The organism is Geminicoccus sp. (assembly GCF_035556675.1).
Classification (GTDB): Bacteria; Pseudomonadota; Alphaproteobacteria; order Geminicoccales; family Geminicoccaceae; genus Geminicoccus.
Genome location: NZ_DATMFZ010000328.1, coordinates 1 through 14,720 on the forward strand (window position 1 = coordinate 1; position 14,720 = coordinate 14,720).

The 14,720-nt window shown below is 67.2% G+C and carries 13 protein-coding genes; 3 read left to right on the top strand and 10 right to left on the bottom strand.

From position 1 onward, the window contains the following. The 3 genes from VNS22_RS23265 to VNS22_RS23275 form a co-directional block, all read left to right on the top strand. Window positions 1–324: enolase C-terminal domain-like protein (locus tag VNS22_RS23265; protein WP_325736750.1), on the top strand; the 324-nt coding region annotated here is incomplete at its 5' end. After that, complete coding sequence (locus VNS22_RS23270) at window positions 321–1,484, top strand: mandelate racemase/muconate lactonizing enzyme family protein (protein WP_325736752.1); 1,164 nt, start codon at window positions 321–323, stop codon at window positions 1,482–1,484. The genes VNS22_RS23265 and VNS22_RS23270, both read left to right, overlap by 4 nt. A gap of 151 nt (window positions 1,485–1,635) precedes the next feature. Continuing rightward, entirely contained in the window at window positions 1,636–3,930 is a 2,295-nt protein-coding gene (locus tag VNS22_RS23275; RefSeq protein WP_325736754.1) for an FdhF/YdeP family oxidoreductase, read from the top strand. A 9-nt stretch (window positions 3,931–3,939) separates the two neighbouring features. On the opposite strand, the gene VNS22_RS23280 is transcribed toward VNS22_RS23275, so the two are convergent. From VNS22_RS23280 to VNS22_RS23325, 10 genes are all read right to left on the bottom strand, one after another. After that, the gene (locus VNS22_RS23280) at window positions 3,940–5,946 is read right to left on the bottom strand and encodes an AsmA family protein (protein WP_325736756.1); all 2,007 of its coding nucleotides are present in this window, start codon (window positions 5,944–5,946) and stop codon (window positions 3,940–3,942) included. Between the two features lie 111 nt (window positions 5,947–6,057). After that, window positions 6,058–8,139: a GAF domain-containing hybrid sensor histidine kinase/response regulator gene (locus VNS22_RS23285; RefSeq protein ID WP_325736758.1), complete on the bottom strand. Its 2,082-nt coding sequence runs from the start codon at window positions 8,137–8,139 to the stop codon at window positions 6,058–6,060. A gap of 253 nt (window positions 8,140–8,392) precedes the next feature. Then, window positions 8,393–9,160 carry an SDR family NAD(P)-dependent oxidoreductase gene (locus VNS22_RS23290; protein WP_325736760.1) on the bottom strand — a complete coding sequence of 256 codons (768 nt, stop codon included), beginning with the start codon at window positions 9,158–9,160 and terminating at the stop codon, window positions 8,393–8,395. Window positions 9,161–9,251: 91 nt separating this feature from the next. Beyond that, window positions 9,252–10,523: a TRAP transporter large permease gene (locus VNS22_RS23295; protein ID WP_325736762.1), complete on the bottom strand. Its 1,272-nt coding sequence runs from the start codon at window positions 10,521–10,523 to the stop codon at window positions 9,252–9,254. Beyond that, the gene (locus VNS22_RS23300; protein WP_325736763.1) at window positions 10,523–11,050 is read right to left on the bottom strand and encodes a TRAP transporter small permease; all 528 of its coding nucleotides are present in this window, start codon (window positions 11,048–11,050) and stop codon (window positions 10,523–10,525) included. The genes VNS22_RS23295 and VNS22_RS23300 overlap by 1 nt, the downstream gene beginning before the upstream one ends. 12 nt (window positions 11,051–11,062) lie before the next feature. After that, a complete protein-coding gene (locus VNS22_RS23305) occupies window positions 11,063–12,061 on the bottom strand; it encodes a TRAP transporter substrate-binding protein (RefSeq protein WP_325736764.1) in 999 nt (332 codons plus the stop codon). A gap of 325 nt (window positions 12,062–12,386) precedes the next feature. Beyond that, window positions 12,387–12,533: a hypothetical protein gene (locus VNS22_RS23310; protein WP_325736765.1), complete on the bottom strand. Its 147-nt coding sequence runs from the start codon at window positions 12,531–12,533 to the stop codon at window positions 12,387–12,389. Between the two features lie 148 nt (window positions 12,534–12,681). Continuing rightward, on the bottom strand, window positions 12,682–12,861 hold the full coding sequence (locus VNS22_RS23315; protein WP_325736766.1) for a hypothetical protein: 180 nt from the start codon (window positions 12,859–12,861) through the stop codon (window positions 12,682–12,684). Between the two features lie 95 nt (window positions 12,862–12,956). Then, window positions 12,957–14,030, bottom strand: a complete 1,074-nt coding sequence (locus tag VNS22_RS23320) for an NAD(P)-dependent alcohol dehydrogenase (RefSeq protein WP_325736768.1) — start codon at window positions 14,028–14,030, stop codon at window positions 12,957–12,959. 118 nt (window positions 14,031–14,148) lie between these two features. Beyond that, entirely contained in the window at window positions 14,149–14,556 is a 408-nt protein-coding gene (locus VNS22_RS23325) for a VOC family protein (protein ID WP_325736770.1), read from the bottom strand. Between the last annotated feature and the right edge of the window lie 164 nt (window positions 14,557–14,720).

The following is a 14,720-nucleotide window of genomic DNA, read 5'->3' on the forward strand; positions in this document are numbered from 1 at the left end:
ATGGGCCTGTGCGGCGGGATCACCGAAGCGCGCAAGATCGCCGCCTATGCCGAGACCTACAATCTCCACGTCCAGCCGCATAATTGCGGCGGCCCGGTCTCGACCGCGGCGGGAGTCCAGCTGGATGCGGCCATCCCAAACTTCATCATCATGGAATGGTTCCCCTACTGGACCGACGACCGCTACGCGATCGTCACGCAAGCGCTGGAGCACCAGCAGCGCAAGGGCCACTACCTCATCCCCGACCGGCCGGGCCTGGGCATCGAGCTGAACGACGACTATCTGGCGCGCTTCGACAAGCTGGTGGTGGGAGGCCGGCCATGAAGATCACCGGCCTCACCATCTGGGACGTCGATTACGGCCTTTCGCACAACGTCAACCAGCACCCGGTGATCATCAAGATCGACACCGATGCCGGCATCTCCGGTGCCGGCGAGGTGGGCTTGGCCTATGGCGACGGCAACCGCGGCGCCATCCACACCCTGACGCAATTGTTCGAGCGGCACCTGAAGGGCCAGGACGCCCAGCAGATCGGCGCGATCTGGGACCGGCTCTACCGCAAGACCTTCTGGGGCCAGAGTCCGGGCCCGGTCCTGTTCGGTGCGGTCAGCGCCATCGACAATGCGCTTTGGGACATCAAGGGCAAGGCGCTGGGCCGGCCGGTCTGCGACCTGCTGGGCGGGCGGATGTGGGACGACATCCGGCTCTATGCCAATGGCTGGTTCACGAAGATGGCCAAGCCCGAGCAGGCGGCCGAGCGGGTCCTGCAGATCCAGGAGGAGGGCTATACCGCCTGTAAGCTGGACCCGTTCGAGATGAACCGGGACGGCCAGTTCGAATTCCCGAACCGGCACATCCCGCGCGACTGGGCGCTGCTGGCCGTGGACCGGATCCGCGCGATCCGCGAGGCCGTGGGCCCTGACTTCGACATCTGCCTGGACATCCATGGCAATCTCGGCACCACCGACGCCATCACCTATGGCCGGATGCTCGCCGAGCACCGACCGTTCTTCTACGAGGAGCCGGTCGACCCGGGCAATTTCGACTCCATGGTGAAGGTCGGGGAAGAGGTGCCGATCCCGATCGCCGGCGGCGAGCGGCTCTACACCCGCTACCAGTTCCGCCCGTTCATCGAGCGCCAGGCCCTCGACATCCTCCAGCCCGACATCGGCCTGTGCGGCGGCATCAGCGAGATGATGAAGATCGCCGCCATGGCCGAGGTCTACAATCTCCATGTGCAGCCGCATAACTGCGGCGCCCCGGTTGCGACCGCGGCCGCCGTCCACGCGGTGTTCGCCATGCCGAACTTCATCATCCTGGAGTGGTTTCCCTACTGGCCGGACGGCCGCTACGACATCGTGACCGAGCCTTATGAGCGGAAGGCCAGGAACGGGCGGCTGGCAGCACCCACGGCGCCCGGCCTCGGCATCGAGCTGAACGAGGCCTATCTGGACCGGTTCGCCAAGCTGGTCCTGACCGGCTGAGGAAGGGGAAGTCACGCCGGTTTCAGGGCTTGGCTCGAACCCTGAAATGGCTGGCAGGAGCGCAACTCTCCGCTGTGCGGCGCGTTAGGTTCTCTTAAGGGGACCGTCTGCGGGGTCGAGCCCGGCAGGCACGCACAGGAAGGGCCGGCGCATGAGCAAAGTCACCATCAAGCCCTACGAGAGTCCGGCGGGCGGCTGGGGCTCGGCGCAGTCGGTGCTGCGCCATGTCGGCCGGGAAGGCGTGGCCAGGGTCACCGCGGCCCTGCCCCACCAGAACAAGCCCGGCGGCTTCATGTGCGTGAGCTGTGCCTGGGCCAAGCCTGCCGATCCGCACCCGGCCGAATTCTGCGAGAACGGGGCGAAGGCCACTGCCTGGGAGCTGACCACCAAGATGGTGGGGCCCGAGTTCTTCGCCGAGCACACGGTCGCCGAGTTGCTTTCCTGGCCCGACCACGACCTGGAGGAAGCCGGCCGGCTCACCCAGCCGCTGCGCTACGACCGGGCGAGCGACAAGTATGTGCCGGTCGGCTGGCCGGACGCCTTCGTCGAGATCGGACGGGAGCTGCGGGCGGTCGATCCCCACGCCGCGGTGTTCTACGCCTCGGGCCGCGCCTCGCTCGAGGCATCTTACATGTACCAGCTGTTCGCCCGGCTGTTCGGCAGCAACAACCTGCCGGACAGCTCGAACATGTGCCACGAATCGACCTCGGTGGCCTTGCCCAAGAGCATCGGGGTGCCGGTCGGCACGGTGGGCCTGGAGGATTTCGAGGACACCGAGTGCATCCTGTTCTTCGGCCAGAACGTCGGCACCAACAGCCCGCGCATGCTGCACCAACTCCAGGGCGTGAGCCGGCGCGACGTGCCGATCATCACCTTCAATCCCCTGCGCGAGCGCGGGCTGGAGCGGTTCACCAATCCGCAGAGCCCTACCGAGATGATCCTGGGCCAGGAAACCCGGATCAGCTCACATTACTTCCAGGTGGAAGCGGGCGGCGACATCGCGGCGATCATGGGCATCTGCAAGGCGCTGCTCGTCCTGGACGATGAGGCGAGAGCCAAGGGCGGGCCGGAGGTGCTCGACCACGCCTTCATCAGGGAGCACACGCACGGTTTCGAGGCATTCGCCGACAAGGTGCGCGCGGCCAGCTGGAAGGACATCGAGCATCATTCCGGCCTGAAGCGGGCCGACCTCGAGGAGACCGCCCGGATCTACGCGCGCTCCCAGGCGACCATGGCCATGTACGGCATGGGGCTGACCCAGCACCGCAAGGGCGTCGAAAGCGTGCGGATGCTGGTCAACCTGCTCCTGCTCAAGGGCAATATCGGCAAGCCCGGGGCGGGCATCCTGCCGGTGCGCGGCCATTCCAACGTGCAGGGGCAGCGCACGGTCGGCATCTCGGAGAAGCCTGAGCTGGTGCCGCTCGACCGGCTGAAGGAGCTCTACGGGTTCGAGCCGCCGCGCTGGGAGGGCTTCAGCACGGTGGATGTCTGCGAGGGCATCGTGAAGGGCAGTGTGCGAGCCTTCATCGGGCTCGGCGGCAACTTCGTCCGCGCCGCACCCGACCGGGACCGGCTGGAGGAAGGCTGGCGGAAGATGCGCCTGAACGTCCAGGTCTCGACCAAGCTCAACCGCAGCCACCTGGTGACCAGCGAGATCTCCTACATCCTGCCCTGCCTGGGCAGGACCGAGACCGACCAGCAGGCGACCGGCCCGCAGGTCGTGTCGATGGAGGACAGCACCGCTCGCATCCACGGCTCGCGGCCGGTCGCGACGCCGATCAGCGAGCATCTGCGCTCCGAGCCTCAGATCGTCGCCGAACTGGCCAAGGCGACGCTCGCTCCCAACCCGAAGGTCGACTGGGACGCCTGGGTCGCCGACTACAGCAAGATCCGTGATGCCATCGAGGCCACCTACCCGGACGACTTCAAGGACTTCAACCAGCGGCTCTTCCAGCCCGGCGGCTTCGCCCGGCCGCTGGGTGCCCGCGAGCGCAAGTGGAACACCGACACCGGCAAGGCCAATTTCGTCGTGCCCGAGGGCATGAACAGCCACGGGCTGGACCTGACGGAGGACATGCTCCGGCTGATCACGCTGCGCAGCAACGACCAGTTCAACACCACGATCTACGGCTACCGCGACCGGTTCCGTGGGGTGGAAGGCACGCGGATGGTCGTGTTCGTGAACCCGGACGACATGGCGCGCCTGGGCCTGGCCGAGGGCGAGACGATCACCCTGGTGGGCGAGGCGCGCGATCAGGTTCACCGCGAGTTCGGCGGGCTGCGGGTGGTCGGCTACGACATCCCCAAGGGCTGCATCGGCGCCTATTACCCCGAGTGCAACGGACTGGTCCCGATCTGGCATCATGCCGAGGAGAGCAAGGTGCCGGCGGTGAAGTCGGTACCGGTCAGCATCCGCAGGAACGGCCAGGGCGCAGCCTCGGCCTGAGGTCAGGCGTCACTCCTGGACCTCAGGCACCTTGGTGTCCTCCTGGGCACGGTCGATCAGGGACGCGCAGGGCGCGTCCTCGGCCGTGCCGATCTCGATGAAGGGCAGGAAGGAGGCCAGCGGCGTCAGCACAACGCCCACGGCCACCGCGGCTGCCCCGCGCAGCGTCACGTTGGTCAGGTCGGGCATCACCTTAGGCTGCTTGAAGGTGCCGCGCATATAGAGGGTCGAAGGCGCCGCCAGCAGGCTGTTGTCCTTGGGCTCGGTGTCGAGGTCGAGTTCCAGGGCCTCCGTACCGAGATTGAGCGCACCCTTGACCGTGATCAGGCTGTCGGTCGTGTCGAGCAGGAAGTTCCGGGCATAGCCGATCCCATCCGCGACCTGGAAGTTCACGACCATGCACCGCACCCCGAACAGTTGCCCGGGTGATTCCGGCTCCGCGCCGAACAGCACCGCCAGTACCTCGGCCGCGTCGAGATGGAGCGCCTCCACGATCAGGGCGCTAAGAGCCCCTTCCTCCATGGTGAGCGCCATCTGCCCATCGCTGCTGGCCAGGATCGAACGCAGGCCGTCGCCCTGCCCCTTCAGCGCCACCCGCGCGGAGATCCGCCCGCGCCCGTACTCGGCAAGGTCGAACTCCCCCAGGAAGCGCTCCAGCTCAAGCCGGTCCGCGGCGATGTCGATTTGGGCCTCGGGCGGCTCCTTGGTCGAATCCACAGCGGCGAACCCGCTCACCGGGGAACCGGCGATCTCGGCTTTGAGCGGATCCAGGCGCAGGCGCCCCTCGTCCAGAACGATGCGGAACTCCACCGCCTCGATCGGCAGCGGGCCGGCATTGACCCGGTCGCCACGGAAGCGGATGTCCAGATCAACCGCCTGCCAGCTCCCCGGGTCGAGCTTGGTGTCCGGGATGACATAGGGACTCTCTTCCACCGCCTCGGCCTTGGCCTCCTGGCGGGGTGCGGCGGTCTCGCCGGGCCCGGTCGCCGGCGGCCGGCCGATCAGACCCGCCAGATCGTCCAGGTCGAGATTGGGCGAGGTCAGGTCACCGGTGACCTTCGGCCGGTCGCCGCCCGAGCCGAACGCGATCCAGCCCGCAATCGAACTGTCGCCGACCTGACCGTTCAGTCCTTCCATGCGGATCTCTTCGCCCTTGCGGGTCAGGTGCCCGTCCAGATCGAAGGGCGGGATCTCCGGAGCCGGCAGGCCCACCAGGACCAGCGCCTTGGTCAGGTCCTGCGCCGCCAGGTCCATGTCCAGGACCACGCCCTGGAAGTTCGCCGGGTCGGCGATCGTGCCGTTCAGCTTGATCAGGCTCTGGCCGAGCGTCAGCTCGCCCTGGATCGGGAACGGCTCGCCGCTTTCTGCCAACATCTGATAGGAGCCGAACGTGCCGTCCAGCTCGAGGGGCAGGTCATTGACCTGCCCCTCGGCGGTCACCTTCATCTGCCGGGTCTCGCCCTGCGCCTCGGCAGTGAAGCTCGCCAGCGTGGTATGGATGTCCTGGCCGGTGGTGGCGTCGCGATAGCCGACCTCTGCGTCGCGTACGATGAGCTTGCCGATGAACGGCAGGTCGGCGTGATCGGCGGGCGGCTGATCGTCTGCCGGCGCCTGGTCCTGGGGATTGCCGAACTCCCAGTTGGCCCGGCCCTCGGCATTGCGCTCCAGGCTCGCGACCGGCCGGTCCAGCACCACCTCGGGGATGGTGATCTGCTGCCGGGTCACGAGATCCCACAGGTCGAGGCTGGCTTCCACTGTCTCGACCGTCGCCATGTCCGGCCGCTCGCTCCATCCGGCATTGGCGAGGCGGACGTCGTGGGCACGGATCCGGATCGTCCAGCCGCGCTCGATCTCCAGGTCGCCCTGGATCCGGAACGTCCGGCCGAGTGCGGCACTCACCGCCCGTTCCGCATACGGCTTGAGGACGTTCGGGTCGACCGTCCAAAACGCGACGGCGGTACCGCCCACCAGCAGCACCATCAGGGCCGCCAGCCCGATCAGGATCTTCTTGACCATCGCCGCCCTCATCCGCCGCGACCGGTCCTTCCAGCAGCACCGGCTGGATCATTAAACCGTCACGAGATCGGGCGTTGCCGGGCGGGCGGGCGTTTCTTCGCCCGCCCGCCCTCAGGCGGACAGGTAGTCACCGCTGATCAGGGCTTGGCGCGTCGCCGCCACCGCGTCGCCCAGTCGGTCCAGCAGGTCGGTCACGTCCTGGTGCATCGTGCTGCGCTGCTCGATTTCGCGCGCCAGGCTGCCGACCCCGATCAGGCCGAAGCTGGGCAGTGAACCGGCCAATCGGTGGGCCAGCCCCGCCAGCCGGTCGGGATCATCGCGCAGGTCCAGCATCTCGGCATAGGTGCTCACGGCCGACTGGATCGCGTTCTGGATGAACAGGCTGAACTTGCTCTGCCCGGCTGCCGCACGGAACTTCGCCAGCAGCTTCTCGTCGAGCAGTTCCGAGACGGGATCGCCGGCTGGCGGTGTGCCTTCCGGTAGATGCGGTCCGGCGACGGAGGTCAGAGCCGCGAGCAGTTCCGGCCAGACGATCGGCTTGCTCAGCACCTGGTCCATGCCGGCGGCGAGGCAGCGCTGCCGCTCCTCGGCCAGCACGCCTGCCGTCAGGCCGATGATCGGGATGGTGGCAGTGGGCGACGGCATCGCGCGGATCCGCCGGGTCGCCTCGATGCCGTCCATGAGCGGCATCTGCACGTCCATCAGCACCACATCGAAGGCTTCCTGACCGACCCTGGCGACCGCTTCCTCGCCGGTCTCGGCGAACTCGACCCGGTAGCCGTAGCGCAGGAGCATGGTCTGGATCAGGTCGCGGTTGATCGCGACATCCTCGGCGACGAGCACGCGCAGCGAGGCCATGGCGACCGGTTCGGGCAACGCAGTCTGTTCGACCGCATCCGCCTGGCCCAGACCCAGTCGTACCTCGACATGGAAGGTGGCTCCCTGCCCCGGCATGCTTTCCAGCCAGACCCGTCCCCCCATCGCGGTGGCCAGCTTCCGGCAGATCGGCAGGCCCAGGCCGGTGCCGCCATAGCGGCGGCTGATCGACGAGTCCGCCTGGGTGAAGGCCTCGAACAGGCCGGCCTGCCGATCCTGCGGAATGCCGATGCCGGTGTCGCTGATCTCGAAGCGGACCGGCACCCGGCGGCCGACAGCCGCCCCGGTCTGGATCACGACCCGAACGCCCCCTTCGCTCGTGAACTTCAGGCCATTGCCGATCAGGTTGACCAGGATCTGCCGCAGCCGGGTCGGATCACCGCGCAGCACCGGCAGAGGGCCATCCGGCAGGTCGAAATCCAGATCCAGACCACGCTCGACCGCCTGCGGCGCCAGGATCGAGCGGACCTGTTCCACGAACTCATCCAGCCGGAAGTCGATCTCCTCCAGGACCAGACCGTCCGCCTCTATCCGGGAATAGTCCAGGATCTCGTTCACCACGCTCAGCAGGTGGTGCCCCGACATGCGGATCGAGCGCACATAGTGGGCTTGGCGCTCGGTCAGGGGCTCATCTGCCAGGAGGTCGATCATACCCAGCACGCCAGTCAGCGGCGTGCGGATCTCGTGGCTCATGGCCGCCAGGAACATGGCACGGGACTCGGCCGCCTGCTCCGCCTTGTGCCGGGACGCGTCCGCCTCCTCGGCCAGCCGGCGCGCCTGCGCCTCGCTCTCCCGCAGCGCCGCCACGCCGCGATACTGAGCGAGGATCCCGGTTACGCCGGCCGCGAGATCCACGAGGTTCTCCAGCATCTCCGGCTTCAGTCGGCGCGGGCGCGTGTCCGCGATGCAGAGCGTGCCGAGCACGTAGCCATCATCGTCGCGCAAGGGCACACCGGCATAGAAGCGTACACCAGGATTACCCGTCACCAGCACGCTGTCCGCAACTCGGGGATCGAGCGTGGCATCCTCGATGACCAGCGGTTCCTGCGGCTCAAGGAGAGCGTAGGCGCAGAACGATTCCCGTCGCGGCGTCTGCCCGGCTGTCACCAGACTGCCCGTCGTCGGCCCGAAGGCCGACTTGAACCACTGCCGGTCCTCATCCACCAGCGAGATGAACGAGATCGGCACGTCGAAGAGGCGGGCTGCCAGGCGGGTGATGGCGTCCAGCCGAGCGTCCGGCGGCGTATCCAGAACCTGGCACGCACGCAGCGCGCGCAGCCGCTCTGTCTCATCCGCAGGTATCGGCGCCGCCGGCAATTGTCCTCCAACTCCAGGAATATGCCGGATTCATCTTCACTCGGCCGCCGGCGCCCGGATCATGCGCGCCCGGGGCTGGAGATGTATGATCCCCCAGGCCCTGAGAACACCCCCAGACGCTCCCAGGGGCGGTCAGGAGCATGCAATGCCGCACCCGTCAATAGAAGGGTGCGCGACAGATCCGAAGTGACGCAGTGAAGTGTCCAAGCTGGGTTTAGCCATTTCCAGGAAGCGAAGGCAGAACCAGCCTGCGTCAGTAGGTGGCCCGGCCACCGGACAGGTCGAACACCGCTCCGGTCGTGAACGAGTTCTCCTCGCTCGCCAGCCAGGCGATCATCGCCGCGGCCTCGTCCAGTTCCAGGAACCGCCCGCGCGGGATCTTGGCCAGCATGTACTCGATATGCTCGGGTGCCTGCTCCATGGCACCAGGCGTGCGCGCCACGGCCGGGGTCACGCAATTCACCGCGATGTTCGACTTGGCCAGTTCCTTGCCCAGCGACTTGGTCATCGCGATCACCGCGGCCTTGGCCGAGCTGTAGGCCGCCGCATTCGGGTTGCCTTCCTTGCCGGCGATCGAGGCGATGTTGACGATCCGGCCATAGTCCTGGGCCAACATCACCGGGGTGACGTGTTTGCAGCAGTAGAAGGTGCCGTTCACGTCCACGTCGATGACGCTCTTCCAGGCATCGCTCGGATAGTCGGCGAGCGTCGCGTTCGGCCCGACCAGGGCTGCGTTGTTCACCAGGATGTCGATCCGGCCGAACCGGGCCGCTGTGTTCCTGACCGCGGCCGCCACGCCGGCCTCGTCGGCGATGTCGACCACCTCACCATGGACCCGCTCGGCCCCGGCAACGGCAGCGAACTCCTCCACCGCCTTGGCCAGCCGGTCGGCGACCACCTCCCAGACGACCAGCTTCGCCCCGGAATCGAGGAAGCGCCGGCCGACCACCTGGCCGATGCCCTGGGCACCGCCGGTGACGACCGCGACCCGGTCGGCGAGATTGATGGCGTTGATCTGCATGGGTGTCCCGTCCCCTCCTGGCTCGTTGCGCCGCGGCGCCCGGCGCGGTCTAGCCGCACGAGGCCCGCAGCCCAAGAGCCGAGGTTCCGTCTCAGAAGCCCAGCACGTGCGGCAGCCAGAGGCTCAGCCCCGGCAGATAGGTGATCAGACCCAGCGCCACGAGCAGGCCGAGGAAGAAGGGCCAGATCTCGCGCAGGATCTGTCCCATCGTCACCTTGGCGATGGTGATGGAGACGAACAGCAGCACGCCCACCGGCGGGGTGAGCTGGCCGATCACCAGGTTGACCAGCAGCACGATGCCGAAATGCACCAAGTCGATCTGCAGGGCGGTGAGCAGCGGGATCAGGATCGGCACCAGGATGATCATGACTGCGATAGTCTCGACGAACATGCCGACGACGAGCAGCGCCAGATTGAGGATCAGCAGGATCACCCATGGTTCGGAGCTGAGCGCGGTCAGCGTGTTCACCACGAGCTGCGGCGCCTGCTCAATGCCCAGGATCCAGCTGAACGGCGAGGCCGCACCCGCGATGATCAGGATCACCGCGGTCTCGCGCGCCGTGACGGTCAGGATGCGCGGCAGGCTCGACCATTTGAGGGTGCGGTAGACGAAGATGCCCACCAGCGCCGAGTAGAGGGCGGCCACGCCGGCGATCTCCGTGGCGGTCACCGCCCCCAGACGGAAGCCGACGATGATGATGACCGGCATCAGCAGCGCCCAGATGGCGCGCTTGAAGGTGGTCCAGAGCACGCTCGCCCGGAACTGGCCGGAGGTCGGGTAGTTGCGGATCCGCGCCAAGATCATGATGACGGCGGCCATGGTGCCCGCCATCACCACGCCTGGGATCAGGCCGGCGATGAACAAGGCTCCCAGCGAGACGTTGGCCTGCCAGGCATAGAGCACCATCAGGATCGAGGGCGGGATGATCGGCCCGAGCGTGCCCGCTGCGGCCGAAAGTGCCGCCCCGAATGCCCGGCTGTAGCCGTTGCGCTCGAGCTGCGGAGTCAGCACCCGCGTGGTGGCGGCGGTGTCGGCGATCGACGAGCCGGAGATGCCGGACAGGAACACGTTGCCGACGATTGCGGTCTGCGCCAGGCCGCCGCGGATATGGCCGACGATGGCGCGGGTGAAAGCGAACAGCCGCTCGCTGATCCCGGACTCGTTCATGAGCGAGCCCGCCAGGGTGAACAGCGGCACGGCCAGGAGCGGGAAGGACTGCAGTCCGGCGAAGACCCGCTGGACCACCAGGGAGAGTGGGATGCCTTCCTGCCAGATGACGAGGCCGGAGGACGCGATCATGGCGATAGCGACCGGCGTGCCGACCGCGACCAGGATCGCGAAGGCGAGGACCAGGACCAGCATCAGATCGCTTCCTCTTCAGCGGCTCCGATCAGGTCGTCCGGCCAGAGCGTGCGCTTCAGCCCGTCGCAGACGGCATGGCGCAGGATGTGGATGGCGGAGAGCGCCGCACCCGCCGGCACGGCGCTGAGCGCCCAGGCCGAGGAGATGCGCATCATCGGCGTGGGCGAGCCGGCCATGGTCATGGTGAGCTGGATGCCGAACCAGACCAGGGCCAGGAGCGTGACCGTGGTGGCGACCACCGCGATCGTGCCGAGCAGGCTCCGCCACCGCTCGGGCAGCACCACAAGAAGCGCATCGACCCGCAGATGCATGCGCGTGCGAAAGCCGCTGGAGAGACCGACGAACAGCATCCAGGTGAACACGATGACGATGAATTCTTCCGACCAGATCAGCGGGTCGCTCAGCACGTAGCGGAAGAACACGGCGGCGATGACGAGGCCGGCGACGATCGCATGGCTCGCGGCGAGGAACAGGTCCTCGCCGCGAGCCAGCGCATCGTCCAGCCGCACGAGCCAGGCGGCGGACATGGTCAGGTTCCGTTACTGCTTGCGGATCTCGGCGACCACATCCTGCAGGCGCTGCCAGTTCTCCTGGCCCCAACGCTCGGCGAGCTGCGGATAGACCGGCTCCATCGCCGCCTTGAACGCCTCGACGTCGACGTCCTCGATGATCTTGGTGCGGCCGGACTTACGGATCTCCTCCAGCATGTCACGCTCGCGGCCCTGCTGCAGCTCGGAGTTCTTCTTGGAGATCGCCTCCGCCTCCTCGCGCAGGATCTTCTGGTGGTCCTCGGAGAGCCGGTCCCAGGTGATCTTGCTGATCACGACCGTGTTGTTCTGCAGCATGTGCCGGTCGAGTGTCAGCACCCCCTGCACTTCATAGTACTTGCGCGAATAGATGGTCGGGATCGGGTTCTCCTGCCCGTCCACCGTCTTCTGCTGCAGCGCGGTATAGACCTCGCCGAACGGAATGGGCGTGGGTGCCGCACCGAAGGCGCGGATCATCTCGACCCAGATCGGGCTTTCCGGCACGCGGATCTTGAGGCCCGCCATGTCTTCGGGCTTGCGCACCTCGCGGTCGGTGAAGGTGAAGTTGCGCCAGCCCCAGTAGGAGATCTTGGTGAGCGGCACGATGTTGTGCTGGTCGCGCAGTTCGTCCCAGAGCGGCTCGAAGGCGGGACCGCGCAGGACCTCCTCCGCTTCCGCCCAGTCCGTCCACAAAAACGGCGTGCTCGCCATCTCCAGGGCCGGGACCAGCCCCGCCATGGACGGCATGCTGGGGGCGGAGATGTCCAATGCGCCGAACTTCACCTGCTGGATGAGGTCGACTTCCTTGCCCAGCTGCTCGGACGGGAAGACCTGGATCTCCAGTTCGCCGCCGCTGCGCTCCTTCACCTTCTCGGCGAACTCGTTGAACAGGTCGTTCAGGACCTCGCCCGGTGCATTGGCATGGCCGAACCGGAGCGTTTCCGCCTTTGCTACGGCCGAGGCCAAGAGGGCGGTGGTCACCGTCAGGGCGACCGCCAGTCGTTTCAGCATTCTCCTCGAACCTCCCTAGCGCTTTTCCGGCCGGATCCTCCTGGGCACCCGTGCCGTCCCGGCTTCTAGTCCAACAATCCGCGCCGGGAAGCCAGCAGATGCTCGCGCATCGCCAAGGGTCACCCGGGCCAGCCCGTGACGGGCCGTTGCCAGGATGGCCACAGGCCTAGCTACAGCCAACCCCGGCTGCTGCTCGCGGCGGATGCAGGAGCGGGACAGCCATGGAAGGTGAGAAAGTTGTCGTTATCGGCAGCGAAGCCGCCCTGGCCACGATGAATGGCGGCCACCATGAAGGCTGGGCGAGTGCGCCAGCCGGCCCGGCAGGCTAGCGCATGACCTGCTCGAGCTTCTCCGGTCCGGGCAGCACCGGCTCACCGCGTTGGTTGAGCGCCGCCTCGACGATCTGCCGGATCACGTCGGAGCGGCTCGGCCGCTCCGGGCGCGCGCTCCGCCACCGGTCGAGCAACGCCATGGTATCCGGGGCAAGCCGAACCTCGACCCGGACGGCTCCTTTGCGAGGCACTGCCGGATCGTCTTTGGAGGATTCCTGGCTCATGCGACCCCAACCGGCAGCGCCTGCCCTGGTTCCTCCAGGGAGCACGCAGCATCACGAGGCTAGGTCAGCTGAACTCCAGCGAGGATACCGGATCGCTGGCGGGAAAGCTCTCCAGGAGCGCTTCGTCGAGCAGGCGCTCGCGCTCCTTGACCGACAGGCGGCGCGGCTGCGGCCGCGCGCGCACGATCGGACGCCGTTGACGTAGCTGCCCCGAGGCAGGGCGTCGTGCGACGAGCTTGAGCATGGAGCATCTCCAGTTGTGGCGGTCCTCCAAGACCGTTGTCTTCTTCCCCATTAACATCGGTAGTAGACTTTTTTCTTCAAGCCAGGGCCGCAGCCTCACGGCTTGATGGCGACCTTGAGCACCCCATCACGCTGGTGGCCGAACAGATCGTAGGCTTCCTCGATCCGGTCCAGGCTGAACTGATGGGTGACCAGCGGCTTCAGGTCGACCCGCCCGGTCTCGATCACGCCCATCAGCCGGCGCATCCGCTCCTTGCCGCCTGGGCAGAGGGTGGTGACGATCGTGTGGTCGCCCAGGCCTGCGGCGAAGCCATCCAGCGGGATGCGCAGGTCGCCGGAATAGACACCCAGGCTGGAAAGCATGCCGCCCGGCCGGAGTACCCGCAGCGCCGATTCGAAGGTCCCCTGCGTGCCCAGCGCCTCGATCGCGACGTCCACGCCCCGCCCGTCCGTGATCCCCATGATCTGGTCGACCGGGTCGCCGGCCTTGAAGTCGACGACCCGGTCGCAGCCCATGGAGCGTGCGACTTTCAGCCGGGCCGGCACCGTGTCGACGCCGATGATGGTGGCAGCCCCCATCAGCCGGGCGCCGGCCACCGCACACAGGCCGATCGGCCCCAGCGCGAACACCACCACCGTGTCTCCGATCCGCACCCGGCCCCGCTCCGCGCCCGAGAAGCCGGTCGACATGATGTCCGGGCACATCAGCACCTGCTCGTCGGAGAGGCCGTCCGGCACCGGCGCCAGGTTGGCCATGGCGTCCGGCACCAGCACGTACTCGGCCTGACAGCCGTCGATCGTGTTGCCGAACTTCCAGCCGCCCGTCGCCTTGAAGCCGTGCCTGGTGCCGACCCCGTCCTGCGAGCCACAGCCGCACAGGCAGGCATTGGTGTAGCCGCTGGGCGTGATCGCGCCCGCGATCACGCGCTGGCCCTCCTGGTAGCCCTGCACGGCCGAGCCCAGCTTCTCGATGATGCCGACCGGCTCGTGCCCGACCGTCAGGCCCCTGGCGACCGGATACTCGCCCTTTAGGATATGGATGTCGGTGCCGCAGATCGTGGTGGTGGTCACCCGGATCAGCGCATCGAGCGGCCCGACGTCCGGAATCGGCTTCTCGTCCAGGACGATGCGGTTCTTCTCGACGAAGATCGCCGCCTTCATCTTGGCCATGGCAACACCTCCTTCAGTTGTGGCCGCTTCGGTGTTGCCGAACCTGGCATGACGATCCCGGCGGGGCCTTGATCCGGATCAACCGCCACTGCCCGCGCTGCCTCCCGGTCGCTGCCGCTCAGGCGGGCGGAACGGCGGCCGGATCCATGTAGACGACTTCCCAGTTGTGCCCATCCAGGTCGGAAAAGGCGTGGTAGTACATGAAGCCGTGGTCCTTGGGCTCGCTGTAGGTGCTGCCCCCGCCGGCCACCGCCGCCGCCACCATCTGGTCGACCGCCTCACGGCTGTCCCGGGACAGGGCGATCAATACTTCGGTGCTGGTGCGCGTGTCGCAGATCTGCTTGGGTGTGAACTCGCGGAACTTGGGCTCGGTCAGGAGCATGGCGAAGATGTCATCGGCAATGACCATGCAGGCGGCGGTCTCGTCGGTGAATTGCGGGTTGAAGTCGAAGCCCAGGCTGCGGAAGAACGCCATCGACCGGTCGAGGTCCTTGACCGGGAGGTTGACGAAGATCTTGGTCGCCATCGCGAAAGCCTCACCTTGTTGTCGTCACAAGATGCCGGAATGACGCCACTCGGACCAGCCGGCGCCACTTCGTCCTGAATCCGCGGCTTGACCTTCCGCCGCGGTTTCGCTGTGCAACAGTCATGATCAGCCGCCTCGCCGTTTCCGGCTACCGCTCCCTGCGC

Coding starts and splice junctions, on each gene's coding strand:
- VNS22_RS23270 (WP_325736752.1), top strand. CDS start 321: ATGAAGATCACCGGCCTCACCATCTGGGACGTCGATTACGGCCTTTCG.
- VNS22_RS23275 (WP_325736754.1), top strand. CDS start 1,636: ATGAGCAAAGTCACCATCAAGCCCTACGAGAGTCCGGCGGGCGGCTGG.
- VNS22_RS23280 (WP_325736756.1), bottom strand. CDS start 5,946: ATGGTCAAGAAGATCCTGATCGGGCTGGCGGCCCTGATGGTGCTGCTG.
- VNS22_RS23290 (WP_325736760.1), bottom strand. CDS start 9,160: ATGCAGATCAACGCCATCAATCTCGCCGACCGGGTCGCGGTCGTCACC.
- VNS22_RS23295 (WP_325736762.1), bottom strand. CDS start 10,523: ATGCTGGTCCTGGTCCTCGCCTTCGCGATCCTGGTCGCGGTCGGCACG.
- VNS22_RS23300 (WP_325736763.1), bottom strand. CDS start 11,050: ATGTCCGCCGCCTGGCTCGTGCGGCTGGACGATGCGCTGGCTCGCGGC.
- VNS22_RS23305 (WP_325736764.1), bottom strand. CDS start 12,061: ATGCTGAAACGACTGGCGGTCGCCCTGACGGTGACCACCGCCCTCTTG.
- VNS22_RS23310 (WP_325736765.1), bottom strand. CDS start 12,533: ATGGCGTTGCTCGACCGGTGGCGGAGCGCGCGCCCGGAGCGGCCGAGC.
- VNS22_RS23315 (WP_325736766.1), bottom strand. CDS start 12,861: ATGCTCAAGCTCGTCGCACGACGCCCTGCCTCGGGGCAGCTACGTCAA.
- VNS22_RS23320 (WP_325736768.1), bottom strand. CDS start 14,030: ATGGCCAAGATGAAGGCGGCGATCTTCGTCGAGAAGAACCGCATCGTC.
- VNS22_RS23325 (WP_325736770.1), bottom strand. CDS start 14,556: ATGGCGACCAAGATCTTCGTCAACCTCCCGGTCAAGGACCTCGACCGG.